22 protein-coding genes and 1 pseudogene are annotated in these 25,572 nt (G+C 67.0%); 18 read left to right on the plus strand and 5 right to left on the minus strand.

Features of this window, described 5'->3' with window-relative positions:
- Positions 1–340: 340 nt before the first annotated feature.
- The 13 genes from ACODRX_RS13570 to ACODRX_RS13630 all read left to right on the plus strand — a co-directional run bounded on the left by ACODRX_RS13570 (position 341) and on the right by ACODRX_RS13630 (position 14,916).
- Positions 341–1,249, plus strand: coding sequence for a MurR/RpiR family transcriptional regulator (locus ACODRX_RS13570; RefSeq protein WP_488872045.1), 909 nt, complete (start codon positions 341–343; stop codon positions 1,247–1,249).
- Positions 1,246–2,226, plus strand: a complete 981-nt coding sequence (locus ACODRX_RS13575; protein WP_488872046.1) for an isoaspartyl peptidase/L-asparaginase family protein — start codon at positions 1,246–1,248, stop codon at positions 2,224–2,226. Before ACODRX_RS13570 ends, ACODRX_RS13575 begins: the two co-directional genes overlap by 4 nt.
- Positions 2,227–2,266: 40 nt before the next feature.
- A complete protein-coding gene (locus ACODRX_RS13580) occupies positions 2,267–4,144 on the plus strand; it encodes a dipeptide ABC transporter ATP-binding protein (protein WP_488872047.1) in 1,878 nt (625 codons plus the stop codon).
- Positions 4,145–4,269: 125 nt separating this feature from the next.
- Complete coding sequence (gene gsiB, locus ACODRX_RS13585) at positions 4,270–5,829, plus strand: glutathione ABC transporter substrate-binding protein GsiB (RefSeq protein ID WP_488872048.1); 1,560 nt, start codon at positions 4,270–4,272, stop codon at positions 5,827–5,829.
- 188 nt (positions 5,830–6,017) lie between these two features.
- Positions 6,018–6,938 carry a glutathione ABC transporter permease GsiC gene (gene gsiC, locus ACODRX_RS13590; protein WP_488872049.1) on the plus strand — a complete coding sequence of 307 codons (921 nt, stop codon included), beginning with the start codon at positions 6,018–6,020 and terminating at the stop codon, positions 6,936–6,938.
- Positions 6,939–6,948: 10 nt separating this feature from the next.
- Positions 6,949–7,845: a glutathione ABC transporter permease GsiD gene (gsiD, locus tag ACODRX_RS13595; RefSeq protein ID WP_488872050.1), complete on the plus strand. Its 897-nt coding sequence runs from the start codon at positions 6,949–6,951 to the stop codon at positions 7,843–7,845.
- Positions 7,842–8,870 carry a P1 family peptidase gene (locus tag ACODRX_RS13600; protein WP_488872051.1) on the plus strand — a complete coding sequence of 343 codons (1,029 nt, stop codon included), beginning with the start codon at positions 7,842–7,844 and terminating at the stop codon, positions 8,868–8,870. Before gsiD ends, ACODRX_RS13600 begins: the two co-directional genes overlap by 4 nt.
- Before the next feature lie 57 nt (positions 8,871–8,927).
- Positions 8,928–9,746, plus strand: a complete 819-nt coding sequence (locus ACODRX_RS13605; protein ID WP_488872052.1) for a M55 family metallopeptidase — start codon at positions 8,928–8,930, stop codon at positions 9,744–9,746.
- A complete protein-coding gene (locus ACODRX_RS13610; protein WP_488872053.1) occupies positions 9,743–10,483 on the plus strand; it encodes an aspartate/glutamate racemase family protein in 741 nt (246 codons plus the stop codon). The genes ACODRX_RS13605 and ACODRX_RS13610 overlap by 4 nt, the downstream gene beginning before the upstream one ends.
- 164 nt (positions 10,484–10,647) lie before the next feature.
- Complete coding sequence (gene gsiB, locus ACODRX_RS13615) at positions 10,648–12,192, plus strand: glutathione ABC transporter substrate-binding protein GsiB (protein WP_488872054.1); 1,545 nt, start codon at positions 10,648–10,650, stop codon at positions 12,190–12,192.
- A 70-nt stretch (positions 12,193–12,262) separates the two neighbouring features.
- A complete protein-coding gene (gene mnmE / locus ACODRX_RS13620) occupies positions 12,263–13,645 on the plus strand; it encodes a tRNA uridine-5-carboxymethylaminomethyl(34) synthesis GTPase MnmE (protein WP_488872055.1) in 1,383 nt (460 codons plus the stop codon).
- A 24-nt stretch (positions 13,646–13,669) separates the two neighbouring features.
- Positions 13,670–13,804 carry a hypothetical protein gene (locus ACODRX_RS13625; protein WP_488872056.1) on the plus strand — a complete coding sequence of 45 codons (135 nt, stop codon included), beginning with the start codon at positions 13,670–13,672 and terminating at the stop codon, positions 13,802–13,804.
- A gap of 98 nt (positions 13,805–13,902) precedes the next feature.
- Complete coding sequence (locus ACODRX_RS13630; RefSeq protein WP_488872134.1) at positions 13,903–14,916, plus strand: PDDEXK nuclease domain-containing protein; 1,014 nt, start codon at positions 13,903–13,905, stop codon at positions 14,914–14,916.
- Between the two features lie 151 nt (positions 14,917–15,067).
- On the opposite strand, the pseudogene ACODRX_RS13635 reads toward ACODRX_RS13630, so the two are convergent.
- The 4 genes and pseudogenes from ACODRX_RS13635 to ACODRX_RS13650 form a co-directional block, all read right to left on the minus strand.
- Positions 15,068–15,277: pseudogene (locus ACODRX_RS13635) on the minus strand (hypothetical protein); the annotation flags it as partial.
- 24 nt (positions 15,278–15,301) lie between these two features.
- Positions 15,302–16,447, minus strand: coding sequence for a hypothetical protein (locus ACODRX_RS13640; protein ID WP_488872057.1), 1,146 nt, complete (start codon positions 16,445–16,447; stop codon positions 15,302–15,304).
- Positions 16,444–17,262: a Fic family protein gene (locus tag ACODRX_RS13645; protein ID WP_488872058.1), complete on the minus strand. Its 819-nt coding sequence runs from the start codon at positions 17,260–17,262 to the stop codon at positions 16,444–16,446. Before ACODRX_RS13645 ends, ACODRX_RS13640 begins: the two co-directional genes overlap by 4 nt.
- Before the next feature lie 106 nt (positions 17,263–17,368).
- Entirely contained in the window at positions 17,369–17,638 is a 270-nt protein-coding gene (locus ACODRX_RS13650; protein ID WP_488872059.1) for a hypothetical protein, read from the minus strand.
- Positions 17,639–17,862: 224 nt separating this feature from the next.
- Between ACODRX_RS13650 and ACODRX_RS13655 the strand changes: the two genes are divergently transcribed.
- The 5 genes from ACODRX_RS13655 to ACODRX_RS13675 are packed head-to-tail and all read left to right on the plus strand — an operon-like array spanning position 17,863 to position 24,663.
- A complete protein-coding gene (locus ACODRX_RS13655) occupies positions 17,863–19,308 on the plus strand; it encodes an MFS transporter (protein WP_488872060.1) in 1,446 nt (481 codons plus the stop codon).
- Between the two features lie 12 nt (positions 19,309–19,320).
- The gene (locus ACODRX_RS13660; protein WP_488872061.1) at positions 19,321–20,865 is read left to right on the plus strand and encodes an FGGY family carbohydrate kinase; all 1,545 of its coding nucleotides are present in this window, start codon (positions 19,321–19,323) and stop codon (positions 20,863–20,865) included.
- Positions 20,862–22,544 carry a glycerol-3-phosphate dehydrogenase/oxidase gene (locus tag ACODRX_RS13665; protein WP_488872062.1) on the plus strand — a complete coding sequence of 561 codons (1,683 nt, stop codon included), beginning with the start codon at positions 20,862–20,864 and terminating at the stop codon, positions 22,542–22,544. The genes ACODRX_RS13660 and ACODRX_RS13665 overlap by 4 nt, the downstream gene beginning before the upstream one ends.
- Positions 22,538–24,079, plus strand: a complete 1,542-nt coding sequence (locus ACODRX_RS13670) for an FAD-binding oxidoreductase (protein WP_488872063.1) — start codon at positions 22,538–22,540, stop codon at positions 24,077–24,079. Before ACODRX_RS13665 ends, ACODRX_RS13670 begins: the two co-directional genes overlap by 7 nt.
- A gap of 20 nt (positions 24,080–24,099) precedes the next feature.
- Positions 24,100–24,663 (plus strand): glycerol-3-phosphate responsive antiterminator, encoded by a 564-nt coding sequence (locus ACODRX_RS13675; RefSeq protein WP_488872064.1) that lies wholly within the window; start codon positions 24,100–24,102, stop codon positions 24,661–24,663.
- Positions 24,664–24,681: 18 nt separating this feature from the next.
- Here the strand turns inward: ACODRX_RS13675 and ACODRX_RS13680 are convergent, their stop codons facing one another.
- Positions 24,682–25,485, minus strand: a complete 804-nt coding sequence (locus ACODRX_RS13680; RefSeq protein WP_488872065.1) for an IclR family transcriptional regulator — start codon at positions 25,483–25,485, stop codon at positions 24,682–24,684.
- Positions 25,486–25,572: the final 87 nt, after the last annotated feature.

Genomic DNA, 25,572 nt, shown 5'->3' on the forward strand with positions numbered 1-25,572 from the left:
CTTCTACAACCGCAATACCCCCCGCGCCTCATAGGCCGGGGGGTTTTGTCTTTGGAGCCTCCAAAGCGGCCTCTTGACCGTGATTGACGCTCATTGACCACTGTTGGCCGCAGTGGCCCGCAGCTTCCAGTGTTGTTGCCACTTTTGCGGCCAGCCATGCTTGGCTCTGCGCCCAGAGCATTCCCGTTTCTTCTTCTGCCTGCTTCTTCCATCGAGGGTGTCATGCCGCGTCGCCCTGGTGATTACCCCAATCTGAAACCGGTCCCTCCCTCTTGAATGATGGAAAATTTTCTTTAAGATGTGAGTTTGCAAATTTTTTATCAAAAGCAGACTCCCTCCCATGTCCACGCTGCCGAATGCCGCCCCTGAAACGGTTTCGATCGCTACGCGCATTGGCCGCGCCCGGCCTGCGCTGACGCGCTCGCACCAGCAGATGGCCGACTATGTGCTGGCCCGGCCGCTGCAGGCCGCGACCATGCCCATCGATGAGCTGGCGGCGGCGGTGGGCGTGTCCGTCGCCACGGCGAATCGCTTTGCCCGCGCGATCGGCCTGGATGGATACCCGATGCTGCGTGCGGAACTGGTGCGGGGCTTCGAGGCCATGCTGGCCCCGGTGGAGAAGCTGCGCGTGCGGCTGGAAAAGCCCGGCTCGGCGCACGATGCCTTCGTGGCGGTGCTGGAAGAGAGCCAGCGCAATATCGCCGCCACGCGCGAGGCATTGCAGCCGGCGGCCTGCGTGGAAGCGGTGGGCGCCATCCTGGCCGCCCGGCGGGTATATGTGGCGGGTTTTGGCTCCAGCGGCTGGCTGGCTGGCTTGCTGCAGCACGGCCTGGTGGCGCATTGCGACAATGTGCATCTGCTGGCCAGCGCCGGCGGCGCCTCGCATGGTGCGCGCCAGCTGTCGCGCATGGGTGCGAACGACTTGTTCATTGGCATCAGCTTTCCGCGCTACCTCAGCGAGACGGCCCGGCTGGCACATGCCGCCGCCGAGCGCGGCGCACGCGTGCTGGCCTTGACGGATGGACCCCAGTCGCCGCTGGCGGAGGCCGCGCACATCAGCTTGTTTGCCCAGACCGAGAGCCACTACGCCTCGAATTCCGAAGCCACCGTGCTGGCCTTGATCGAGGCCCTGACCAGCGCTGTTGCACTGCAGGCGAATGCCTCGGTGCAGAGCGCGGCGTCCGTCACCGAGGCCGTGCTGCCCTGGCTGCACGGCGGCGGCCAGACCCCTATCTCCCGAACACCATGAGTCCTTCCTTTTCTCCCGTGATCGCCATCCACGGCGGCGCGGGCACTTTGAGCCGCGCCCATATCAGCCCCGAGCAGGAGCGGGCCTACCACGCCGCGCTGCAGGCGGTGCTGCGTGCCGGCCAGGCGGTGCTGGCGCAGGGCGGCTCGGCCATGGAGGCGGTTTGCGTGGCGGTGCAGGGGCTGGAGGACTGCCCGCTCTTCAATGCCGGCCATGGCGCGGTCTTCACCGCCGATGCCACGCACGAGCTCGATGCAGCGGTGATGGATGGCGCCACGCTGGCCGCCGGTGCGGTGGCGGGTGTGGCGCGGCTGCGCAATCCGGTGCTGGCGGCGCGCGCGGTGATGCGCGACGGCCAGCATGTGCTGATGATCGGCGGCGGCGCCGAGCGGCTGGCCGGCGCCGCCGGGCTGCCCCTGGTGGAGCCGGGCTACTTTTCCACCGCGGCGCGGCGGGCGCAGCTGCAGGCCGCCCAGGCCCGCGCCGTGGGCGCGGTGCTGGACCATGACGGCGCGGCCGCACTCGCGAGCCACTCGGGCGGCAGCCCGCTGCACGAGGGCCGCAAGATGGGCACGGTGGGCGCGGTGGCGCTGGATGCGCATGGCCACCTTGCCGCGGCCACCTCCACCGGCGGGCTGACGAACAAGCGCCCGGGCCGGGTGGGCGATACGCCGCTGATCGGCGCGGGCACCTATGCCGACGACCGCACGGCCGCGGTGTCTTGCACCGGGCATGGCGAGAGTTTCATCCGCGTGGCCGCGGCGCACGATGTATGCGCGCGCATGGCCTACGGCGGCCTGTCGCTGCAGGCCGCGGCCGAGGCGGTGGTGCACGGCGCGCTGCCGGCGATTGGCGGCAGCGGCGGCCTGATTGCGGTGGATCGCGGCGGGAATGTCTGCCTGCCGTTCAACACCGAGGGCATGTACCGGGGCGTGGCCTGCGTGGGGCAGGCGCCCGAATCCTTTATCTACCGCTGAGCGGTGCCGGCCCTGGCATCAGCCTTGCTTGAGTTTGTCCATGACCATGACATCCACTTCTCTCCTGGCGCTGGCTGAGCAGCGCGTGCTGCAAGTGAGCGATCTGACGATCCGCTTCGCCACCTCCGAGCGCACGGTGGAGGCGGTGCGCAACCTGTCCTTCCATGTCGAGCGGGGCGAGACGCTGGCCATCGTCGGCGAATCCGGCTCGGGCAAGTCCGTCACCTCGCTGGCGCTGATGCGCCTGGTGGAGCATGGCGGCGGCAAGATCGTGAGCGGCTCGGCGCTGCTGCGCCGCCGCGATCGTGGCCAGGGTTCTCAGGTACTGGATGTGGCGCAGGCCTCGCAGGCGCAGATGCGCAGCGTGCGCGGCGCCGACGTGGCGATGATCTTCCAGGAGCCGATGACCTCGCTGAACCCGGTGTTCACCGCGGGCGACCAGATTGCCGAGTCCATCCGCGTGCACCAGGGCATGGACCGCGCGGCGGCGCGCGCCGAGGCGCTGCGCATGCTGGAGCTGGTGCGCATTCCCGAGGCGCGGAACGTGCTCGACCGCTTTCCGCACCAGCTCTCGGGTGGCATGCGCCAGCGCGTGATGATTGCGATGGCGCTGTCGTGCAAGCCGCAGCTCTTGATTGCCGACGAGCCGACCACCGCGCTGGATGTGACCATCCAGGCGCAGATCCTGCAGCTCATCCGCCAGCTGCAGGAGGAGATGCATATGGGGGTGATCTTCATCACCCACGACATGGGCGTGGTGGCGGAGGTGGCCGACCGCGTGCTGGTGATGTACCGCGGCGACAAGGTGGAGGAGGGTGCTTCCGACCAGGTGTTCGCCGCGCCGCAGCATGCCTATACGCGCGCGCTGCTGTCGGCCGTGCCCAAGCTGGGCGCGATGCGGGGCAGCGACCTGCCGCGCCAGTTTGACCTGTTGCGCGCCGACGGCAGCACCCTGGCTGGCCAGTCGTCGCCGCTGGATACCCGGCCCGCCGGCGCCCAGCCGATACTGCGCGTCAAGAACCTGGTCACGCGCTTCGATCTGCGCTCGGGCCTGTTCAACAAGGTCACGCGCCGCGTGCATGCGGTGGAGCAGGTCAGCTTCGATCTCTACCCCGGCGAGACGCTGGCGCTGGTGGGCGAGTCGGGCTGCGGCAAGTCCACCACCGGTCGCTCGCTGCTGCGCCTGGTCGAGAGCCAGAGCGGCGCGATCGAGTTCGGCGGCCGCAATATCCTCGAATTGCCGAAGAGCCAGGTGCAGTCGCTGCGCCGCGATATCCAGTTCATCTTCCAGGACCCGTTCGCGTCGCTGGATCCGCGCCTCACGGTGGGCTTCTCGATCATGGAGCCGCTTTTGGTGCACAAGGTCGGCACGCCCGCCGAGGCCCAGGCCCGCGTGGAATGGCTGCTCGAAAAGGTGGGCCTGCCGCGCGAGCATGCGCAGCGCTATCCGCACGAGTTCTCGGGCGGCCAGCGCCAGCGCATCGCGATCGCGCGCGCGCTGGCGCTCAATCCCAAGGTGGTGGTGGCCGATGAGTCGGTGTCGGCGCTGGATGTGTCCATCCAGGCGCAGATCGTCAACCTCATGCTCGACTTGCAGCGCGAGCTGGGCGTGGCCTTTCTCTTCATCTCGCACGATATGGCGGTGGTCGAGCGCATCAGCCACCGCGTGGCGGTGATGTACCTGGGCCGCATCGTCGAGATCGGCCCGCGCCGCGCGGTCTTCGAGAACCCGCAGCACCCCTACACCAGGAAGCTGATGGCCGCGGTGCCGATCGCCGATCCGGTGCGCCGCCACCTCAAGCGCGCGCTGCTCGAAGGCGAGATTCCCAGCCCCATCCGCGCGGTGGGCGACGAGCCGGTGGTGCCGCCGCTGGTGCAGGTCGGCCCGGGCCATTTCGTGGCGCCAGCCGATGCATGAATAAAGATAGCTAATAGCGCTTTCCAGTAAACGTTTTCAATATAAAAACTATTTGAAAGTATGGATATTAAAGCGCTAGCAGCTATTGTTTTGATCAAACTGTTTTTCCAACCCGGAGTTCACCCATGAAGAAAACCGCTTCTGTCCGCCGCTCTGCCCAGGCCCTGCTGGCCTTGCTCGCCATCGCCGCGTCCGCTGCCTCGGGTAGCGCGCTGGCCGCCGGCAACGCGGTGCTGGCCATCTACCAGCAGCCCGAGACGCTGGACCCCTACAACACCAACACCACCATCACCACGGCGGTGACCAAGAGCTTCTACGAAGGCCTGTTCGCGTTCGACAAGGACATGAAGGTCAAGAACGTGCTGGCCGAGGGCTACGAAGTCTCGAAGGACGGCCTGAGCTACACCTTCAAGCTGCGCCAGGGCGTCAAGTTCCACGACGGCACAGACTTCAACGCCGCGGCGGCCAAGGCCAACCTCGACCGCGTGATGGACCCGGCCAACCGCCTGCTGCGCGCCAACCAGTTCAACCGCGTCGCCAAGGTCGAGGCGCTGAACCCGCAGACGCTGCGCATCACGCTCAAGGAGCCTTTCGGCCCCTTCATCAACGCGCTGGCCCACGCATCGGCCGCGATGATCTCGCCCGCGGCGCTGAAGAAGTGGGGCAGCAAGGACATCGCCTTCCACCCCGTGGGCACCGGCCCGTTCGAGTTCGTCGAATGGAAGCAGACCGAGGCCATCGTGGGCAAGAAGTTCGCCGGCTACTGGAAGAAGGGCTATCCCAAGGTCGACCAGGTTACCTGGAAGCCGGTGACCGAGAACAACACCCGCGCCGCGATGCTGCAGACCGGCGAGGCTGACTTTGCCTTCACGCTGCCCTACGAGCAGATCGCCACGCTCAAGAAGAGCGACAAGGTGGAGGTGGTGTCCGCGCCGTCCATCATCCAGCGCTTCCTGACCTTCAACATGCTGCAAAAGCCCTTCGACAACCCCAAGGTGCGCGAGGCGATCGGCTATGCCATCAACAAGGATGCGCTGGCCAAGGTGGCTTTCAGCGGCCATGCCTTCGCGGCCCAGGGCTTTGTGCCCCAGGGCGTGGAATACGCGCTGAAGATGCAGCCCATCCCCTACAACGTGGCCAAGGCCAAGGAGCTGCTCAAGGAGGCCGGCTACCCCAGCGGCTTCGAGTCGGTGCTGTGGAGCGGCTACAACAACACCACCAGCCAGAAGGTGATCCAGTTCCTGCAGCAGCAGCTGGCGCAGGTGGGCATCAAGGTCTCGGTAGAGGCGCTGGAGCCCGGCAAGCGCGTGGAGCTGGTCGATTCCTGGCCCGATCCCAAGACCGCGAAGGCGCGCCTGTACTACATCGGCTGGTCGTCTTCGACCGGCGAGGCCGACTGGGCGCTGCGCCCGCTGTTCTCCACCGAGTCTTGGTCGCCCAAGCTGGCGAACTATGCCTTCTACAGCAACCCGGTGTTTGACGATGCCGTGGCCAAGGCGCTGCTGACCACCAACGGCGCCGAGCGCGCGGCGCTGTACAAGACCGCGCAGGAGCAGCTCGCCAAGGACCTGCCGCGCATTCCGCTGGTGACCGAGGACGTGCTCTACGCCCACGCCAAGCGCCTGTCCGGCGTCTACGTGATGCCCGACGGCAACATCAACAGCGACGAGATCGCGCTGAAGTGAAGCACACCCCCCTGAGCGGCTTCGCCGCTTCCCCCCGCTCTCGCATTGCGGTGCAATGCGGGCAGGGGGACGCAGCCCTCGCTGCGGGGCGGCCCTTGCTCGGCTGCCTGCGCAGGGCCGCGCAGGCTTTCTGTGCAGTGCCATGCAATACCTGAAATGAAGCAACAGGGCGAGAGCCCTCTGACGCCATGCTGAACTACTTTCTCAAACGCCTGCTGGGGCTGCTGCCCACGCTGCTGATCGTGGCGGTGCTGGTGTTCCTGTTCGTCCACATGCTGCCCGGCGATCCGGCGCGGCTGGCGGCGGGCCAGGACGCCGACGAGGCCACGGTGCAGCTGGTGCGCCAGGAGCTGGGCCTGGACAAGCCGCTGCCCGAGCAGTTCGTGCACTTCTTCTCGCGCATGGTGCAGGGCGACTTCGGCGTCTCGATGCGCACGCGCCGCCCGGTGTCGCTGGAGATTGGCGAGCGCTTCATGCCCACGCTGGCGCTTACCATCACCAGCATGGCCTGGTCGGTCATCTTCGGCATGGGCATAGGCATTGCCTCGGCCGTCTACCGCAATCAATGGCCCGACCGGCTGGGCATGACGCTGGCGGTCTCGGGCATCTCGTTCCCCGCGTTTGCGCTGGGCATGATGCTGATGCAGATCTTCTCGGTCAACCTGGGCTGGCTGCCCACGGTGGGCGCCGATTCGTGGCGCCACTACATCCTGCCTTCGCTCACGCTGGGCGCGGCCGTGGCCGCGGTGATGGCGCGTTTCACCCGCGCCTCCTTCGTCGAGGTGGTGCAGGAAGACTTCGTGCGCACCGCGCGCGCCAAGGGCCTGAACGAGCGCGTGGTGGTGCTCAAGCACTGCCTGCGCAATGCGCTGATCCCGGTGGTCACCATGATGGGCCTGCAGTTCGGCTTTCTGCTGGGCGGCTCCATCGTGGTCGAGGCGGTGTTCAACTGGCCGGGCCTGGGGCGGCTGTTGGTCGATGCGGTGACCATGCGCGACTACCCGGTGATCCAGACGCTGGTGCTGCTGTTCTCGCTGGAGTTCATCCTCATCAACCTGGTGGTGGACATGCTCTACGGCTTCATCAACCCCACGATCCGCTACAAGTGAGGCCCGCCCCATGACGACTTCCGTGACCTCTTCCGCAGCCGCCGCGCCCGGGCCGGTGCGCACGCCCTGGCGCGAGTTCTGGCGCAAGTTCAAGAAGCAGCACGTGGCCATGGCCGCCCTGGTCTTCGTGCTGCTGCTGGTGCTGGTGGCCGTGCTGGCGCCCTGGCTCGCGCCCTTCGACGCCGAGAACTACTTCGACTACGACCGCCTGAACGAAGGCCCCTCGGCGCTGCACTGGTTCGGCGTGGACCCGCTCGGGCGCGACATCTTCAGCCGCATCCTGATGGGCGCGCGCATCTCGCTGGCTGCGGGTTTTCTGTCGGTGGCCATAGGCTGCGTGATCGGCACCGCGCTGGGCCTGCTGGCCGGCTACTACGAAGGCTGGTGGGACCGCATCGTGATGCGCATCTCGGACGTGCTGTTCGCCTTTCCCGGCATTTTGCTGGCGCTGGGCGTGGTGGCCATCCTGGGCAGCAGCATGACCAACGTGGTCGTGGCGGTGTCGGTGTTCAGCGTGCCGGCCTTCGCGCGCCTGGTGCGCGGCAATACGCTGGTGCTCAAGCACATGACCTACATCGAGTCGGCGCAAAGCATAGGCGCGAGCGACTGGACCATCATCACCCGCCACATCCTGCCGGGCACGATCTCGTCCATCGTGGTGTACTTCACCATGCGCGTGGGCACCTCGATCATCACCGCGGCCAGCCTGTCGTTCCTCGGCATGGGCGCGCAGCCGCCCACGCCCGAATGGGGCGCGATGCTGAACGAGGCGCGCGCCGACATGGTCAACGCGCCGCACGTGGCGCTGTTCCCCAGCCTGGCCATCTTCTTCACCGTGCTGGCCTTCAACCTGCTGGGCGACGGCCTGCGCGATGCGCTCGACCCCAAGATAGACCGGCAGACATGACGCTGCAGCTCGCCCGCATCGGCCGCCTGCAAAGCGGCCCGCGCAATGCGATCACCGACGTCGCCGGCGTTACCGTGGGCCACGCGACGCTGGCAGACGGCGGCGTGCAGACCGGTGTCACCGTGATCCAGCCGCATGCGCGCGACCCGTTTCGCCACAAGGCGCCGGCGGCGGCGGCCGTCATCAACGGCTTTGGCAAAAGCGTGGGGCTGGTGCAGCTGGCCGAGCTGGGCCAGCTGGAGACGCCGATCGCGCTGACCAACACCTTCTCGGTCGGCGCCGTGGCCCAGGCCCAGATCGCGCAATGCGTGCGCGCCAACCCCGAGACCGGGCGCGCGCTGCCCACGGTGAACCCGCTGGTGCTGGAGTGCAACGACGGCTATCTCAACGACATCCAGCGCATGGCGGTGAGCGCGCAGCACTACGAGCAGGCCTGCGCCAGCGCGGGCGCCGAGGTGGCGCAGGGCGCGGTGGGCGCGGGGCGCGGCATGTCGAGCTTTCAGCTCAAGGGCGGCGTGGGCACGGCATCGCGCCATGTCCCGCTGGCCGGGCATGGCTGCACCGTGGGCGCGCTGGTGCTGGCCAACTATGGCGTGCAGGCCAACCTGGTCTGGGGCGGCGAACGCCTCGGCGAAAGGCTGGCGGCGCAGCCGCAAGCAGCGGTCGAAAAAGGCTCCATCATCATGGTGCTGGCCACCGATGCGCCGCTGGATGCGCGCCAGCTGGGCCGGCTGGCGCTGCGCGCGGCCGCGGGCCTGGCGCGCACCGGTTCGGTCTACGGCCACGGCAGCGGCGACATCGCGCTGGCCTTCTCCACCGCCTACACGCTGCCGCAGTCGCCCGACGAACCCATGCCCGCGGTGGCGATGGTGCACGAGGCCCATCTCGACGGCCTGTTCCAGGCCGCGGCCGACAGCGTGGAGCAGGCCATCGTCCATGCGCTGTGGCATGCCGAGCCGGTGACCGGCCGCGACGGCCACCGCCGCGCGTCGCTGTGCGAAGTGGTTCTCAAAAACAATAGCTGATAGCGCTTGCCGGATAAGCGCTGGAAGCCGATTTGGCTTGATGTTCGAAAGCATTCCATGAAAATCCTCATCTCCGTAGACATCGAAGGCGTGGCCGGCGTCTACCACGCCGAGCAGGTACGGGCCGGCAACCCCGAGTTCGAGCGCGCCCGCCGCCTGATGGCCGCCGAGGCCAATGCCGCCATCGCCGGCGCCTTCGACGGCGGTGCCGCCGAGGTCTATGTGAACGACTCGCACGGCGGCTTTCGCAACATGCCGCCCGATCTGCTCGACGCGCGCGCCCAGGTCATCCAGGGCAAGCCGCGCTACCTGAGCATGGTGGCCGGCGTGGAGCTGGGCCTGGATGGCGTGTGCATGATCGGCTACCACTCGCGCGCCCAGGGGCGCGGCATCCTGGCGCACACCATCAACAGCTTTGCCTTCGCGCGCATCAGCCTCAACGGCCAGGAGCTGGGCGAGATGGGCCTGTACGGCGCGCTGGCCGGCGCCTATGGCGCGCCGGTGATCGCCGCATCGGGCGACGACGTATTCATCGCCGAGCACCAGCCCCTGTTTGCGCAGACCCGCTTCGTGCAGGTCAAGCGCGCCACGGGCTTTTCCAGCGGCATCAGCCTGTCGCCCAAGCGCGCCTGCGCCGCGATCCGCGAAACGGTGGCGCAGGCCGTGCCGCAGGCCAAGGGCGTGGCGCCTTTTTGCATCGCCGGCCCCATCACCGTCGAGCTGGTGGCGCAGACCCCGGCGCTGGCCGAGCTGTTCTGCCAGTGGCCCACACTGGAGCGCACCGATGGCGATGCGCTGCGCTTCAGCGCGCCCGACACCGAGTCGGCGCTGCGTATGATCAACTGCCTCTCGGCAATGTCCAGCATGCTTCGATGAACGAGAACACCACACCCCAGCCCGTCGGCATCCTCGCCGGCATGGGCCCCGCCGCCGGCGTCGATTTCGTACGCCTTTTCGTGGCCGCCTGCGAAGACTGGCTGCGCAGCCATGACCGGCCGGTCAGCGACCAGGCCTATCCCGAGCACTGGATGGCCCAGCTGCCGGTGCCCGACCGCACCCGCGCGCTGGCCGATCCCGCCGCGCCCCAGCCGCTAGAGCCCATGGCGCGCGGCCTGGCCCAATTGGCCGGCCTGGGCGCCCGCGCCGCGGCGATTCCCTGCAACACCGCCCACGCCTGGCATGCCGAGCTGCAGCAGCGCGTGCCGCAGATCGAGCTGCTGCACATGCCGGCGGAGACCGCCGCCGAGCTGCGCCGCCAGGGCCGCAGCCGCGTGGCGCTGCTGGCCACGCAGGGCACTTACCGCCAAGGGCTGTACGAGCGGGCCTTGGCCGATGCGGGCATCGAGTGCATGCTGCCGGGCGAGCCCGCGCGCGAATCACTGATGCAGGGCATCTACGATGGCGTGAAGGCCGGCAACCTGGCGCTGGCGCAGCAGCGCTTTGCCGCCGTGGGCGCGCAGCTGCGCGCCGCGCATGGCGACATCCCGCTGGTCATGGCCTGCACCGAGATCCCGCTGGCGCTGCCGCAGGCGAGCCAGGCCCAGGGCTGGGCGCTGGTGGACCCCAGCGCCATCCTCGCCGCCGCGCTGGCGCGCAAGGCCTACGGCGAGTGAGCGCCCAGGCAGGCGCGTGGGCCTGATTTCGGCCCTGCCGTCGTGATTTGCGATCTGCGCCGATAATCCCGGGTAGTGGTTTCCAGCAAAATTCCTGGCAGCGCTTTGTATACAGGCGTTGATAGCTACTGAATGAATAGCAACTTTTTCAGAAAGCCCTGCCCATGTACCATCGCCGCCGCCATTCCCTCGTTGCCGCTGCCGCAGCCCTGCTGGCGGGCACCGCTGCCGTCTCGGCCCATGCCGCCAAGGACGTGGTGGTGGCCATCCAGTACAACCTCACCACCACCGACCCCTACGACGCCAACGACACGCTGTCGCAGGCGGTGGCCAAATCGTTCTACCAGGGCCTGTTCGACTTCGACAAAGAGCTGAACATCACCCCGGTGCTGGCGCAAAGCTACACGGTGAGCAAGGACGGGCTGGCCTACACCGTCAAGCTGCGCAGCGGCATCAAGTTCCAGGACGGCACCGACTTCAACGCCCAGGCGGTCAAGGCCAACTTCGACCGCGTGACCAACCCCGACAACCGGCTCAAGCGCTACAGCCTCTACAAGAACATCGCCAGCACCGAGGCGGTGGACGAATCCACCGTGCGCTTCACGCTCAAGGAGCCCTTCTCGCCGTTCATCAGCACGCTGGCGCATCCCTCGGCCGTGATCATCTCGCCGGCGGCGCTGGCCAAGTACGGCAAGGACATCGCGCGCAATCCCGTGGGCACCGGCCCGTTCAAGCTGGTCGAGTGGAAAGCCACCGACTACCTCAAGGTCGCCAAGTGGGACGGCTACTGGAAAAAAGGCTACCCCAAGGTGGACAGCATCACCTGGCGGCCGGTGGTGGACAACAACACCCGCGCGGCCATGATGCAGACCAACGAGGCGCATTTTGCCTACCCCATGCCGCCCGAAGCCGTGGCGGCGCTGCGCACCAAGCCCAGCCTGGAGGTGACGGCCACGCCCTCCATCGTGCTGCGCTACATGTCGATGAACGTGCAGCACAAGCCGTTCGACAACCCCAAGGTGCGCCAGGCCATCAACTACGCCATCGACCGCAACGCGCTGGTCAAGGTGGCCTTCAACGGCTTTGCGGTGCCCGCCGACGGCATCGTGCCGCAGGGCGTGCAGTACGCCACCCGGCAGACGCCCTGGCCCTACAACCCCGGCATTGCGCGCGAGCTGCTCAAGCAGGCGGGCTATCCCAACGGCTTCGAGAGCACGCTCTGGTCGGCATTCAACGACACCACCTCGCAAAAGGCGATCCAGTTCATCCAGCAGCAGCTGGCGCAGGTCGGCATCAAGGTGCAGGTGCAGGCGCTGGAATCGGGCCAGCGCGTGGAGCGGGTGGAAAACGCCCCCGATCCGGCCACCGCGCCGGTGCGCATGTTCTACGTGGGCTGGTCCTCATCCACCGGCGAGGCCGACTGGGCGCTGCGCCCGCTGCTGGCGTCCGAATCCTTTCCGCCCAAGCAGTTCAACACCGCCTACTACAAGAACGCCGAGGTGGACAGCGACATCGCCAAGGCCCTGGCCGTCACCGACCCTGCGGCCAAGGCGCGCTTGTATGCCGACGCGCAGCAGCGCGCCTGGAAGGATGCGCCCTGGGCGCCGCTGGCTACCCTCAAGCTGATCTCGGTGCGGGCGCGCAACCTCTCCGGCTTCTACGTGATGCCCGACCAGAGCTTCAACTTCGATGACATCGACCTGAAATAGCGCGCAGGGCCGCCGGCGCAGGGCGGGCCATAATCCCAGGCTTGTGTTTCCGACCTGAAAGCCCCCGCCCATGCTCGCCCGCCACCACGACCCCATCGTTGCCATTGCCACCGCGCCGGGGCGCGGCGCCGTCGGCATCGTGCGCGTGTCGGGCAAGGGTATCGCGCCGCTGGTGGCCGAGCTGTGCGGCAAGCCGCTCAAGCCCCGCGAGGCCACCTACCTGCCGTTTCGCGCGGCCGATGGGCAGGCCATCGACCAGGGGCTCGCGCTGTACTTTCCCGCGCCGCACAGCTACACCGGCGAAGACGTGCTGGAGCTGCAGGCCCATGGCGGCCCCGTGGTGCTGCAGCTGCTGCTGGCGCGCTGCCTGGAGGCCGCGCAGGCCACGCTGCCCGGCCTGCGCCTGGCCGAGCCCGGCGAGTTCACCGAACGCGCGTTTCTCAACGACAAGATCGACCTGGCCCAGGCCGAGGCCATCGCCGATTTGATCGACGCCAGCACCGAGGCCGCGGCGCGCAGCGCCAGCCGCTCGCTCACCGGTGCGTTCTCGCAAGAGATCCACCGCCTGCGCGATGCGCTGGTGCACCTGCGCATGCTGGTCGAGGCCACGCTGGATTTCCCCGAGGAGGAGATCGACTTCCTGCAGAAAGCCGACGCCTACGGCCAACTCGCCCGGCTGCGCCAGATGCTGGCCCAGGTGATGCAGCGCACGCGCCAGGGCGCGCTGCTGCGCGAAGGCATCAAGGTCGTCATCGCCGGCCAGCCCAATGCCGGCAAAAGCTCGCTGCTCAACGCGCTGGCCGGGGCGGAGCTGGCCATCGTCACGCCGATCGCCGGCACCACGCGCGACAAGGTGCAGCAGACCATACAGATCGAAGGCGTGCCGCTGCACGTGATCGACACCGCCGGCCTGCGCGAGAGCAGTGACGAGGTGGAGCGCATCGGCATCGCCCGCGCCTGGGAGGAAATCGCCAGCGCCGACGCGGTGCTCTTCCTGCACGACCTCACGCGCCAGCACATGCCCGAGCATGTGGCTGGCGACCGCGAAATCGCCGCCACCCTGGCGCAGAAGCTGCCGGCCAGCGTGCCGGTGATCGACGTCTGGAACAAGGCCGATGCGGCCGGCGACCGCACGGCCGAGGCCGGCTTGCGCCTGTCCGCCAAGACCGGCGACGGCCTCGATGCGCTGCGCCAGCGCCTGCTGCAGGTGGCCGGCTGGCAATCTGCCGCCGAAGGCACCTACATCGCCCGCGCCCGCCACGTGCAGGCCCTGCAGCAGGTGGACGAGCACTTCGAGCTGGCCGACGCCCAGCTCAACACCGACAGCCCCGCGCTCGACCTGCTCGCCGAAGAGCTGCGCCTGGCGCAGCAGGCGCTCAGCGCCATCACCGGCGAGTTCACCTCGGACGATCTGCTGGGGGTGATTTTCAGCAGTTTTTGTATTGGGAAGTGATGCGGTGTCTATCTAGCCAGGCGTATGTTTGTCAAGGAACTCAAGCCGCTGGCCAGCAGCAACTACCGGGGACGCGACACCCTGGCCAAGCCCTTGGCCAGCAATACGCTGAACCACGCCGTCGGCAGCCCAGTGCCATCGGCCAAACTGGTGTTGTGAGTCCCGCGGGGGCGTTGAGCCTTTCCCTTTGTCGCTTGCATTTTTGATCGCTGATGATTATCAGCCATTGATATACTTGTGAATCAAGGTGTCATTGGATTCGCGATCGTGACTCCACGGTTTCGGGCCTGATCGAGGAAGCCCGCCGCGCCCTGGCACGGCAGGCGAGCAGCACCACGGTCTACCTGTTCTGGCGCATCGGGCAGCAGGTCAACGGCGAAAGCTTGAACCACCAGCGCGCGGAGTACGGGCAGAAGATTGTGTCGTCGTTGGCGACACAATTGGCGGCCAGCTATGGGCGCAGCTTCGAGGCGCGCAACCTGCGCCGCATGATGCAGTTCGCCGAGCAGTTCCCGGACTTTGGGATTGTGTCGCCGCTGGCGACACAATTGAGCTGGTCGCACGTTGTCGAGGTGCTGCCGCTGAAAACGACGGAAGCCCGCCTTTTCTACCTCGGCGAGGCAGCCACCCGCCAGCTCGGCAAGCGCGAACTGCGCCAACTCATCGCCCGCAAGGGGTTCGAGCGCCAGGAGATCGCCAACAGCCAGTTGACGGAAGGCGTCGCCATTCCGCTCGACACCTTCAAAGACCCCTATCTGCTGGATGTGCTTGGGCTGCACGACGGCTTTCTGGAGGCAGACCTGGAAACTGCCGTGCTGCGGGAACTGGAGAGTTTCATTCTGGAGCTGGGCGGGGGGTTCACCTTTGTCGAGCGCCAGAAGCGCATGATCATCGACGGCGAGGATTTTCACCTTGATCTGCTGTTCTTCCATCGCAAGCTGAGGCGGCTGGTGGCGGTGGAATTGAAGATCGGCAAGTTCGAGGCCGCGCACAAGGGGCAGATGGAGCTTTACCTCGGCTGGCTCAACCGCTATGAGCGGCAGGAAGGCGAAAACACGCCGATTGGCCTGATTCTCTGCTCCGGGAAAAACCGCGAGCAGATCGAGCTGTTGCAACTGGATCAGGACAACATCATGGTGGCTGAATACTGGACGGTGTTTCCCGAGCGGCCCGTGTTCGAGCGAAAAATCCACGCCTTGCTGGAAAGCGCACGGGAACAGGTCGCGCGGCGCAAGGGCTTGGTGCCGAACAAGAAGATAGGAGGTGAATGATGCCGACCGACACCAGCAAAATTCAGTGTCCAAGGCGTGGTTGACGGCCTTGATTGCTGAACTGGTTGACTCGCTGCCGTGCAGCCTGTGTCTCCTGCGAGCCCAAGTTCGGATGACAGCCCATCCGACTTCATGTCCGAAGTCGATGAACTCATACGCATTGCGCGTGACCAACATCCCAGCCTGATGGCCGAGCAGGCGCGCGCAAGGGTCCCTGCGCATAGCGGTGCCGTAGCCATTGCATGTGGCTACGGCCAGCCGCCTTGCACTGGCCGCCTGACAGCAGTGGATAGAGGCCGATAGTATGTCGCCCTGCCAAGTGATCGAACAGAACCTGATCGGCCAACGGCAATAGTTGTCGCTGCCGGCAGCCATCGCCTGCGCTTTATCCTGACCACAAGCCCGCGTCGGTCAGACGACGCAGCAGTGCTGCTCGCTTGGCATGAGGGACAAGGAAGCGCCGCAACTGGCGCTCGAAAGCGTCCGGGCCTGCAACCAACGCATACCCTTCGGCAAGCATCTTCAGCAGACTGACCGTTTTTTCGTAGCCGGATGCACTTCCGCGGGATGCTTGTGCGCTCGCTGCTTGCCAGTATTTGTCCGGCGTGTCCATGACATGGCGTAATTCGGCCTCGCGCTTCTGGCGATGTTCCGCCTCACGCTTTGCATGCGCCTCGGCTTCGCGAGCCCGCCTGCGCTCACCCGCCGATTGCGCCAGCTCGCGCAGATCTGCCACTCGACGTCGGGGAACATCCGAAGATGCCGGGCGCTGTGCCTTGAGCCATGCAGCATAGTGAGACTTCACCTGGCGTTCTGCCTCCTGGCCCCGGTCCAATGCAATTGTCTTGAGCACCGCCTGTATCTCCGCTATCTGCCAGGTATCCAGCCAAGTGGAAATTTGCAGCGTCTCATCGTGCGGCGAAGTGGCCATGGCACTGCCCATGCTGGCGGCTTCAAGCAGGTCCGGATCGATTTCCAGAAACTCGACCAAGGCCTGCTGCGCTGGCGAGAGGTCGGCCAACCCACAAGGTACTTTCGGCTCCAGCACGTCATCGTGCAAGGCATCACCAGCAGCCAACCAGCCCAGGTACAGTGGCCGCAAATCGCCACGCATCAACTCCTCGCGCAAGGGAGTCAACCTGCGCATCCAACCGCTGCCGTCGTCTTCGGCAAAGCGATCATAGTCTTCGCTTTCCTCCAGTATCCAACTCACGATCCAGTGCGAATCGCTGGATTCAACCGACAGTGCAGCCGAATGGACGAAAGCATCCAGCTCGGTCTTGCGGAAAACGGCCTTCGGCAGTCGCAGCGACACATGACAACTGCACCAATTGGCCGAATAGACGAATGCATCGAAATAGCGGCGCATCCATTCGGCCGGATTGGCCTTGAGATCGCCCCATTCATAGTGATTGGAGAAGCCGCCGGGTGTGATGACGGCGCGGGTGGAGACAGCGCGAAGTTCGGCCATCTCGATGCGGGTCAATGGTCTGTCGATGGCTGCGAATTCGTAGTACTGGTATTCACTCATGATGCTGATGTTCGATGGGTCTTTCTGGATTCGGCAGGCCGCTCAGCGCAACTTGTACCACGTCCCACGCCCGCCCCCTGCTGAACCAGATGCCCCTGCTCCACCAGCGCCCGGAAGTGTTGCTTGAGCGTGTTACGGTTGCCGCCGGTCAGGCGGATGGCTTCGGCCATGGTGATCCTGCCATGCCCGCGCGTAAATTCGACAATCTGCAATGCCAAATCCGGCAGCTTGGCCAGCACCAGCTTCTCGCGCTCGACCTTGCGTTCCAGGCGACGTACTTGCTGGAATAGTGCGCGCAGGAAGAACACCAGCCAAGGCTGCCAGTTCGGTGCATCGGTGCGGATACTGCCTTGTGTCTGGCGCAGTGCGAGGTAGTAGGCTTCCTGGTTCTGCTCGATCACGCTTTCCAGCGAGCTGTAGGGCACGTACGCATAGCCAGCCTGCAGCAATAGCAAGGTGGTCAGCACCCGACTCAGGCGGCCGTTGCCATCCTGGAACGGGTGAATCTCCAGAAACACCACGACCCAAATGCCAACCAGCAGCAGTGGGTGCAGGCGACCCGTTTCTCGTTCCTCGTTGAACCAGGCCACCAATTCGGTCATCAGGCGCGGCGTATCGAAAGGCGTCGCGGTCTCGAACACCACACCCAGCGGCTTGCCGTTTTCATCGAATGCCGCGACGCTGTTGGTGGTGGTTTTGTAGTTGCCGCGATGCCAGGCATCTTTGTCGCTATGGGTCAGCAAATCGCGATGCAGTTGCCGGATGTGGTTCTCGGTCAGTGCGATGTCCTGCCTGGGCGAAAACACCAGTTCCATGACTTCGGCATAGCCAGCCACTTCCTGTTCGTCGCGAGTCTCGAACGATCTGATCTGCAGATTGGAGAGCAGGCGCTCGACTTCACGGTCCGACAGCCTGCTACCCTCAATCCGTGTCGAGGAACCAATACTCTCGATGGTGGCAAGCCGACAGCCGATCAGGCGCCAGCGTGCCCAGGGCGCGCCAAGCGCACTTGAATTCGTCGATGCCTGCGATCAGGCCGAGGATTTCCAGGGTGATCTGGAGAGAGTTCGGCGGCAATGCCTTTGCGCTGATGCGCAAGGCAGAACGCTTTCTGATCGAGCCGCTAGCGCAATCAAGCGCGCCGTCCGGGCGCTGTGCGAATCGGAGCAGCTGCAACGCATCGGCTCCCATAAGGGCGGCTATTGGCTGGTGCTCGACGGCACTGTGAACAGGAAGCAGCCGCCGCGCTGATGGCTTGCCTCTCCACCAGCAGCTAGTGGTTTATCCGGGGCCCACCCCGGTCTCACTTCTTTAGAATCCACGGCGCAGGTTCAGATTTGAAGACCATCTGTGAGATGGCTTCGTCGCGCCTGTACGGTTTGCATCAGCCTCTTGCAGAGCATCAGGAGACAACAGTGCAAACCAGTTTCTACAAGATTCGCGGCGTCGAGGATGTTCTGTCCTTTATCGATGGGCGCCAGGGCATCACGGGGCGGGCCGGCATCATCTGGTGGCTGGCCTTGGGCGGCCTCTTTCTCGATGCCTTCTCCAATTCCGCTTTGAGCGTGGGCCTGGGCCCCATGACCCGCGACCAGCAGTTGACGCCGGCCGATGTGGCCTGGATGACTTCGCTGGCCTCGTGGGTCTCGATTGCCTTCAACCCCATCGGCGGCTGGATGGCCGATCGCTGGGGGCGCGTGCGACCGCTGGTCATTGCCAAGGTGCTGGCCGTTGCCGGCGCGCTGCTGGTGACCTTCGCGCCCAGCTACGCAACCATCCTGTTCGGGCGCTTCTTCGTGGGCGCTGCCTATGGCATCGACTTTGCCATTGCGATGGCGGTGCTGGCGGAGTTCACGCCCGCCCGGCTCAAGAGCCGGCTCAACGTGTGGCAGGGCATATGGTACATGGCGGTGTGCACCAACCTGGTGTTGGCGCTGTGGTTCAACTCCTGGGGCGTGGGGGATTCGCTGTGGCGCTATTCGGTCGCCGCCACGGCGGTCTTCGGCATCACCATCCTGGTGTTGCAGCTGGCGCTGCTGGTGGAAAGCCCGACCTGGCTGGCGCGCAAGGAGCGCCTGGACGAAGCCGCGCATGCCATGACCCGCATCTACGGCCAGAAGTTTGTGGCGGCCCCGCTGGCCGAGCGCCTGCCGGTGATGAACCAGGCACGGCGCGGGCTGGCCAATGTGCTGCTCATCTTCCGCGGCATCTACCTGCCGCGCACCATTCTCGCCGCCACGGTGCAGATCGGGCAGTCCATCCAGTATTTCGCGGTGGGCTGGTACCTGCCGCTGATCAGCGCGTCGCTGTTCGGCAAGGATTTCCAGCAGGCCACGCTGGGCGCCCTGGTGTTCAATGTATTCGGCATCGTGGGCGGCTTTCTGTCGCCGGCCATCGGCCGGGTGCTCGGGCTGCGGCGGGCCTCGGCCATCGGCTTCGCGCTGGTGTTCCTGATGCTGCTGGTGCTGGGCCTGTTCAACGGCAAGATGCCGGTCTGGGCGGCGGTGGCTGCGCCCTCGCTGTTCATTCTTTTCCACTCCGGGGGGCCGGGGGCCAATGGCAAGAGCCTGTCGACGCTGTCGTTCCGCAGCGAGCTGCGGGCCGGCGCCAACGGGGTCGTCGGCGCGCTGGGCGCCATGGGGGCGGCGCTGGGCCTGCTGGTGTTTCCGCTGTTCCGCCAGCAGTACGGGCTGGAGACCACCTTCCTCATCCTGTCCGTGGTGCCGCTGGTGGCCAGCATCATCTGTTTCTCGATCCGCTGGGATCCCACGCGCACCAGCGTCAACCCCGACAACGAGCCCGATGCGCCGCAGTTCCAGGACGAGGCGGCCCGGGGTGTTGCCGCGCGGCAAGCTGCCTGAGCGAGGAAGAGCATGAGACATGGCGAGGATGTGATTCTGTGCATCGATGAGGGCACGTCGGGCACCCGGGCCGCGGTGGTCGGCAAGGATGGCGTGGTTTCGCAGCAGGCCTATGTGCCGCTCGATGTGAGCTGCCCGCGGCCCGGGGTCGTGGAGCAGGACGCGGATGTGCTGCTGGAAAAAACCATTGCCGTCTGCCGCGAGGCCATAGCCTGCGCCCTGGCCCGCGGGCAGCGGGTGGCGGCGCTGGCGGTGGCCAACCAGCGCTGCTCGGCGGTGCTGTGGGATACGCGCACCGGCAAGGCGCTGGCGCCGGTGATGGTGTGGCAGGATTCGCGCCACCGCGAAGAGCTGGCGCGGCTGGCGCTGGACTGGGATGCCCGGCTGGTCGAGCTGGCCGGCCGCCCCGCCGGCGTGCGCTCGCCCTACCTGTGGGCGGTGCACCAGATCCGCGAGCATGCGCCCATTGCCGAGGCGCTGCGGCACGGGCGGCTGGCATTCGGCACCATCGACACCTGGCTGCTGTGGCATCTGTCGGACGCCCGGCCGCTGGTGACCACGCCGACCAATGTGACTTCGGGCAATGCCTATGTGCTGCGCGAGCACCGCTATTTCGATGCCTGGCTCGATGCGCTGGAGTTTCCGAGGGAGCTGCTGCCGCAGCTCAAGGAGGATGCCGATGCCTTCGGCACCACCCGGCAGGAGGTGCTGGGCATCCGGGTGCCGATCCTGGCCTGCGCCGGCGACCAGCATGCCGCGGCCATAGGCCTGGGCTGCCTGGAGCGCGGGCAGGCGATGTGCGTGCATGGCACGGGCAGCTTCGTGGATGTGCTCACCGGGCGGGTGCTGGTGGGCCACGATGGCGCGCACGAAAGCTCGCTGACCATGACGGCCCGCAGAACCCATGGCGTATCGCGCTTCGCGATAGAGACCTATGTGCCCACCACGGGCTCCGCCTTGAACTGGATTTGCGACAAGCTGCGCTGGTTCGAGCATCCCAGGCAGATCAGCGAGCTGGCCATGGATGCGGTTGCCGCGCCGGAGCTGGTCTTCATCCCCGCGCTCACCGGGCTGCGGATTCCCGCGATGGAGCCCGCGGCCCGGGCGGCGCTGACCGGCATATCGATGGCCACCACGCGCGAGCAGCTGGCGCGCGCCATCCTGGAGGGCATCGCCCATTCCGTGGCCTCGTGCGTCGAGGCCAACCAGGCCGCCTCCCAGACCCGGGTGGCCGAGCTGCTGGTGGGCGGCGGCCTGGCGGGAAGCTCGGCGCTGATGCAGATCCAGGCCAATCTGATGGGCATGCCGGTGGTCCGGCTGGCCGACACCGACAAGGCGAGCCTGCGCGGCATTGCCTTCCTGGCGGGCAGCGCGGGGCTGTTGTGGGACTCGCTCGAACAAGCCTGCGCGACGCTCGCCACCGAGGCGGTGTTCGAGCCGCGCATGGGCGCGGACGAGCGCGCCCACCGCCGGGCCGTCTGGTGCGCCAGGGTCGACGACGAGATGGCGCATGCGCGCCGGTTCACACGCAATGAGCAAAGGGAGAAAGCGCCATGATGGGCCTGCTGTCGAGTGCGTACGGAAAAGACAGTGCGAGCATGGCGCTGGCCGAGCCGCTGCGGCTGGCGCGCGCAGAGCAGCTCGCCCGGCTGGGCGATGAGCAGTTCGACATCCTGGTCGTCGGCGGCGGCGTCACCGGCGCCTATGTCGCCCTGGACGCCAGCCTGCGCGGCTACCGCGTGGCCCTGGTGGAGAAGGACGATTTCGCCTCGGGCACTTCGTCCAAGTCTTCCAAGATGGTGCATGGCGGCCTGCGCTACATCGAGCAGGGCAACCTGGGGCTGGTGCGGCATTCGCTGCTGGAGCGCCAGCGGCTGCGCAGGAACGCCCGGCACCTGGTGCACCGCCTGCCCTTCCTGTTTCCGGTGATGGAGCGCGAGGGCGTGTTCGACCAGCGGCTCGCCAAGGCCTTCAACAGCCTGCTGTGGTCGTACGACCTGGCGGGCGGCTGGCGCGAGGGCATCCTGCACCAGAAGCTGAGCAAGGCCGAGGTGCTGTCGCACTGCCCCAGCTTTCGCGAAGACTACCTGGTGGGCGGCTTCATGTATTTCGATGCCCGCGTGGACGACGCCCGGCTGACCCTGGCGGTGGCGCGCACCGCCGCCTTCCATGGCGCGGCCGTCGCCAACCATTGCAAGGCGGTGGCCGTGACCCGCGATGCGCATGGCAAGGCCGATGGCGCGGTGCTGCAGGCGCAGGGGCGCGAGATCCGGGTGCGCGCCCGCGCCGTCGTCATGGCCACCGGGGTCTGGCTGCGCGACTGGGATGGCCGCAGGCAGGGGCAGGAGCAAACGCTGCATGTGCGGCCCGCCAAGGGCGTGCATGTGGCGATACCGTGGCTGAAGATCCGCAACGACTGCACGGTCACCATTCCGGTGCCGGGGCGCAGCCGGCGGGCCACCATCACGCGCTGGGGCAATGTCTCCTACCTCGGCACCACCGACGAAGACTACGAGGGCAGCCTGGACGAGGTGCACTGCACCCGCAGGGAGCTGGACTTCCTGCTGGAGGGGGCGCGCTCGGCGCTCAAGACCGAGCTGCAGCCCGAAGACGTGGTCGGCAGCATCGCCGGCTGCCGGCCGCTGGTGGGGCCGCCCGGCGGCAAGACGGTGGAGATGAAGCGCAACCACGAGATCCAGGTGGCGGACGACGGCCTGGTGACCATCGTCGGCGGCAAGCTCACCACCTCGCGCCACATGGCCGAGCAGACGGTGGATACGGTCCAGAAACTGCTGGGCCGGCGCGCGCGCTGCGCCACCCGGTCGGCCTACCTGCTGGGCGCGGCCGGCTACGACGCGCAGGCCATCACCGCCACCGGCGGGCTGTCAGCCCACCTGGGCGAGCGCTACGGCACCGAGGCCCGGTTCGTGAGCGACATCATGCAGGCCAGCCCGGCGCTGCTCCAACCCATCGTGCCGGGGCTGCCCTACACCGAGGCCGAGGTGGTGTATGCCGTGCGCCATGAAATGGCCTGCACCGTGGCGGACGTGCTTGAGCGGCGCATGCGCGCGCGGCTGATGGCGCGCGATGCCTCGGCCCAGGCTGCTGCGCGGGTGGGCGAGATCCTGCAGGCCGAGCTGGACCTGCCCGCGGCCGAGATCGGCCGCCAGGTCGAGGAATACCGCCACTCCGTGGCCCGTGAAAAACAGATTCTTACAGGAGCAATCGAATGCTGAGCAAGGAAGCCATCAAGCGCGGCTACAACCGCCGCAACTATGTCGTCGGCGCACACACCCCGCCCGGGTATGCCGCCACGGTGGCCAGGGCCGACGGCCCGGCCGACCTGCAGCGCGATGCCATACCCGTGGCGCCCGCGCAGGTGGCCGCGCTGGAGAAGGTTGCCGACCGGGTGCAGACCGCGCGCGAGGATGTGATCGCCGGCACGCGCGACTGGTGGGCGCGCTCCATGGTCGCCGAGACCGCGGGCCGCCCGGCCACGCCCGAGGCGGTGATCGTCCACGTCTCCACGGTGGAGCAGGTGCAGGCGGTGATGCGTATCGCGCACCGGCATGCGATTCCCGTCACCGTGGCGGGCGGGCGCAGCAATGTCACCGGCGCGGCCCTGCCGGTGCGCGGCGGTATCGTGCTGGACGTGTGCCGGCTCAACCGGCTGATCGATTTCGACGCAGAGAGCCAGATCGTGCAGGTCGAGGCCGGCATGTTCGGCGACGTGTTCGAGGAGACCATCCAGGGCCGCTACGGCATGACCATGGGCCACTGGCCGTCGTCGTTCGGCATCAGCACCGTGGGCGGCTGGGTGGCCTGCCGCGGGGCGGGGCAGCTGTCCACGCGCTACGGCAAGATCGAGGACATGGTGTTCAGCATGGACGTGGTGCTCGCCGACGGCCGGCTGGTCACCGTGGGCGGCTATGCCAGGGCGGCCATGGGGCCCGACCTGCTGCAGCTGTTCGTCGGCTCCGAGGGCACGCTGGGCATCATCGTTCGCATCCGCTTCAAGCTGCACCGCCTGCCCGACTATGGCAAGGCCATCGCCTACGAGTTCGGCAGCTTCGCCCAGGGGCTGGAGGCCTGCCGCCAGATCATGCAGCAGGGCGCCAATCCGGCCGCGCTGCGGCTCTACGACGCGCTGGAAAGCGGCGTGCAGTTCAACCGCCCGCACACCCATGTGCTGATGATCGCCGACGAAGGCGCGCCCGAGATGGTGGACGCGGTGATGGCCATCTGCGCGCGGGTGTGCCGCCAGCAGGGCACCGAGCTCGACGGCGCGGCCATCCTGGAGCGCTGGCTCGACACCCGCTACCTCACCGGCAAGAGCGCCGAGGGCTTCAAGAAAAGCCCCGGTTTCGTCGCCGATACGCTGGAGATGTGCGGCCCCTGGAAAGACCTGCCCGCGATCTACGACGAAGTGGTCGCGGCCATCGCCGCCGTGCCCGGCACGCTGGCCGGCTCGGCCCACCAGTCGCATGCCTATGTGGATGGCGCCTGCCTGTATTTCTCGCTGCGCGGCGAGGTCGAGGTGGAGCAGCGCGCGCGGTGGTACCGCGCCGCCTGGGATGCGGCCAATGCGGTGCTGCTTCGCTACAATGCCACGCTCAGCCACCACCATGGCGTGGGGCTGCTGCGCGCGCCCTACATGGCCGACGCGCTGGGCACGGCGTTTGCGCTGCTGCAGGCGGTCAAGCAGACGCTGGATCCGAAAAATATCCTCAACCCCGGCAAGCTCGGTCTCTCTGACGCGGTGGCTTGCTGACATCCTGATGCGTTGACAGCATGGACTGCTCACTGGGCGCAAGGCTTGCGCGGCAACCCGTCATCGCCACGCTGTACGGCGCGGAGCAGATGGGCGCGTTCCTCGCCAGCCGGGCCGAGGTGGCGATCGTGGCCAACATCGAGCTCAGGAAGCTGCGCCTGGTGGTGTCCACGATCACCAAGGCCGGCAGGATGGCCATCGTCAACATCGACAGCTGCGACGGCATCTCGCAGGACAAGGGCGGCATCGACTACCTGGCCGACCTGGGCGCGACCAGCCTGCTGTCGACCCGGATGGCCACCATCCAGCGGGCCAACCGCGCCGGGCTGCTCACCATGCTCAAGGTGTTCGTCACCGACCGCTCCACCTGGCCGCGCAGCGTCAAGGCCATAGAGCAGAGCGATCCCAACCTGGTGCAGATCATGCCGGCCCCGATGCTGGCGCACATCAGCGCGGCCGAGAAGCGCTGCATGCCGCCCATCGTGGCCTCGGGCTTCGTGTGCAGCCAGGAGCAGGTGCAGCAGGCGCTGCGCGCGGGCGCGATCGCGGTGTCGAGCAGCGACACCGAGCTGTGGTCCTCTTGAGGGTGGCGGCGGGAGGTATCAGGCCGCGCCGGCCAGCGGCCGGATGCCCACCCGGCAAAGCTCCTGCTGCAGCACATCGAGCACCTGCGCCTTGTGCCCGGGCGTCATCCGGGCGTGGTGGGTGGCCACGCTCATCGCCGCCACATGCTCGGTCTGGAAGGCGATGGCCAGGCCCACGCCGGCGGCGCCCGTGGTCAGCAGGTTCAGGCTCTCGGCATGCTGGAGCCGGCGTGCCTGCCGCACCATGTCCTGCAGCCGCTGCTGGCTGATGCCGGCGGCTTCATAGTCCAGGCGGCGGCGCTGGTAGATCTGGTCGAGCTCCTTGTCGCGCAGCGTGGCGGCCAGCGCCAGGCTGGCCGTGCCCTGGCCCAGCAGCCGGATCTGGCCCGTCATCAGGCTGTGCGCATGCAGCGGGTGGCTGCCGGGCTCCACATGCAGGCAGTGCGCGAAATCGCCGATACGGATGATCAGGAACACCGTGTCGCCGGTGCGCCGGGCAATGTTCACCATCGCGGGATGGCAGGCCTCGAACACCGGTGCCTTGGCCATGGCGGCCATGCCGGTCAGCATGGCCTCGACGCCGAGGCGGTAGCGCCCGCTGTGCTCGTCCTTCGCGGCGAAGCCGGTCTGCACCAGCACCATCAGCAGCCGCCGGGCGGTGGAGCGGTCGAGCCCCGACAGGTCTGACAGCTCGCGGATCGACAGGCCCTGCACATGGTGGCGGGCGATGTGCTGCAGCACCGCCACCAGGCGCGCCGGGCTCTTCGCTCCGGGAAACCCCGAGTTCATATCGTGAACATCGCCGCCGTTTGCCTTTGTCATCCTGCCGTTCTGCCGCCGATAGTGGGTGCCGCGATAGTGGGCGCCGCCCGAGAACCCGGCGCGGTTTGCCGAAATGCCGCACAGGAT

It is taken from the genome of Comamonas sp. FG99 (assembly GCF_057808605.1).

Excerpts from the sequence above, each read along its gene's own strand:
- ACODRX_RS13570 (WP_488872045.1), top strand. The coding sequence starts at position 341 with ATGTCCACGCTGCCGAATGCCGCCCCTGAAACGGTTTCGATCGCTACG.
- ACODRX_RS13575 (WP_488872046.1), top strand. The coding sequence starts at position 1,246 with ATGAGTCCTTCCTTTTCTCCCGTGATCGCCATCCACGGCGGCGCGGGC.
- ACODRX_RS13580 (WP_488872047.1), top strand. The coding sequence starts at position 2,267 with ATGACCATGACATCCACTTCTCTCCTGGCGCTGGCTGAGCAGCGCGTG.
- gsiB (WP_488872048.1), top strand. The coding sequence starts at position 4,270 with ATGAAGAAAACCGCTTCTGTCCGCCGCTCTGCCCAGGCCCTGCTGGCC.
- gsiC (WP_488872049.1), top strand. The coding sequence starts at position 6,018 with ATGCTGAACTACTTTCTCAAACGCCTGCTGGGGCTGCTGCCCACGCTG.
- gsiD (WP_488872050.1), top strand. The coding sequence starts at position 6,949 with ATGACGACTTCCGTGACCTCTTCCGCAGCCGCCGCGCCCGGGCCGGTG.
- ACODRX_RS13600 (WP_488872051.1), top strand. The coding sequence starts at position 7,842 with ATGACGCTGCAGCTCGCCCGCATCGGCCGCCTGCAAAGCGGCCCGCGC.
- ACODRX_RS13605 (WP_488872052.1), top strand. The coding sequence starts at position 8,928 with ATGAAAATCCTCATCTCCGTAGACATCGAAGGCGTGGCCGGCGTCTAC.
- ACODRX_RS13610 (WP_488872053.1), top strand. The coding sequence starts at position 9,743 with ATGAACGAGAACACCACACCCCAGCCCGTCGGCATCCTCGCCGGCATG.
- gsiB (WP_488872054.1), top strand. The coding sequence starts at position 10,648 with ATGTACCATCGCCGCCGCCATTCCCTCGTTGCCGCTGCCGCAGCCCTG.
- mnmE (WP_488872055.1), top strand. The coding sequence starts at position 12,263 with ATGCTCGCCCGCCACCACGACCCCATCGTTGCCATTGCCACCGCGCCG.
- ACODRX_RS13625 (WP_488872056.1), top strand. The coding sequence starts at position 13,670 with ATGTTTGTCAAGGAACTCAAGCCGCTGGCCAGCAGCAACTACCGGGGA.
- ACODRX_RS13640 (WP_488872057.1), bottom strand. The coding sequence starts at position 16,447 with ATGAGTGAATACCAGTACTACGAATTCGCAGCCATCGACAGACCATTG.
- ACODRX_RS13645 (WP_488872058.1), bottom strand. The coding sequence starts at position 17,262 with ATGGAACTGGTGTTTTCGCCCAGGCAGGACATCGCACTGACCGAGAAC.
- ACODRX_RS13650 (WP_488872059.1), bottom strand. The coding sequence starts at position 17,638 with ATGGGAGCCGATGCGTTGCAGCTGCTCCGATTCGCACAGCGCCCGGAC.
- ACODRX_RS13660 (WP_488872061.1), top strand. The coding sequence starts at position 19,321 with ATGAGACATGGCGAGGATGTGATTCTGTGCATCGATGAGGGCACGTCG.
- ACODRX_RS13665 (WP_488872062.1), top strand. The coding sequence starts at position 20,862 with ATGATGGGCCTGCTGTCGAGTGCGTACGGAAAAGACAGTGCGAGCATG.
- ACODRX_RS13670 (WP_488872063.1), top strand. The coding sequence starts at position 22,538 with ATGCTGAGCAAGGAAGCCATCAAGCGCGGCTACAACCGCCGCAACTAT.
- ACODRX_RS13675 (WP_488872064.1), top strand. The coding sequence starts at position 24,100 with ATGGACTGCTCACTGGGCGCAAGGCTTGCGCGGCAACCCGTCATCGCC.
- ACODRX_RS13680 (WP_488872065.1), bottom strand. The coding sequence starts at position 25,485 with ATGACAAAGGCAAACGGCGGCGATGTTCACGATATGAACTCGGGGTTT.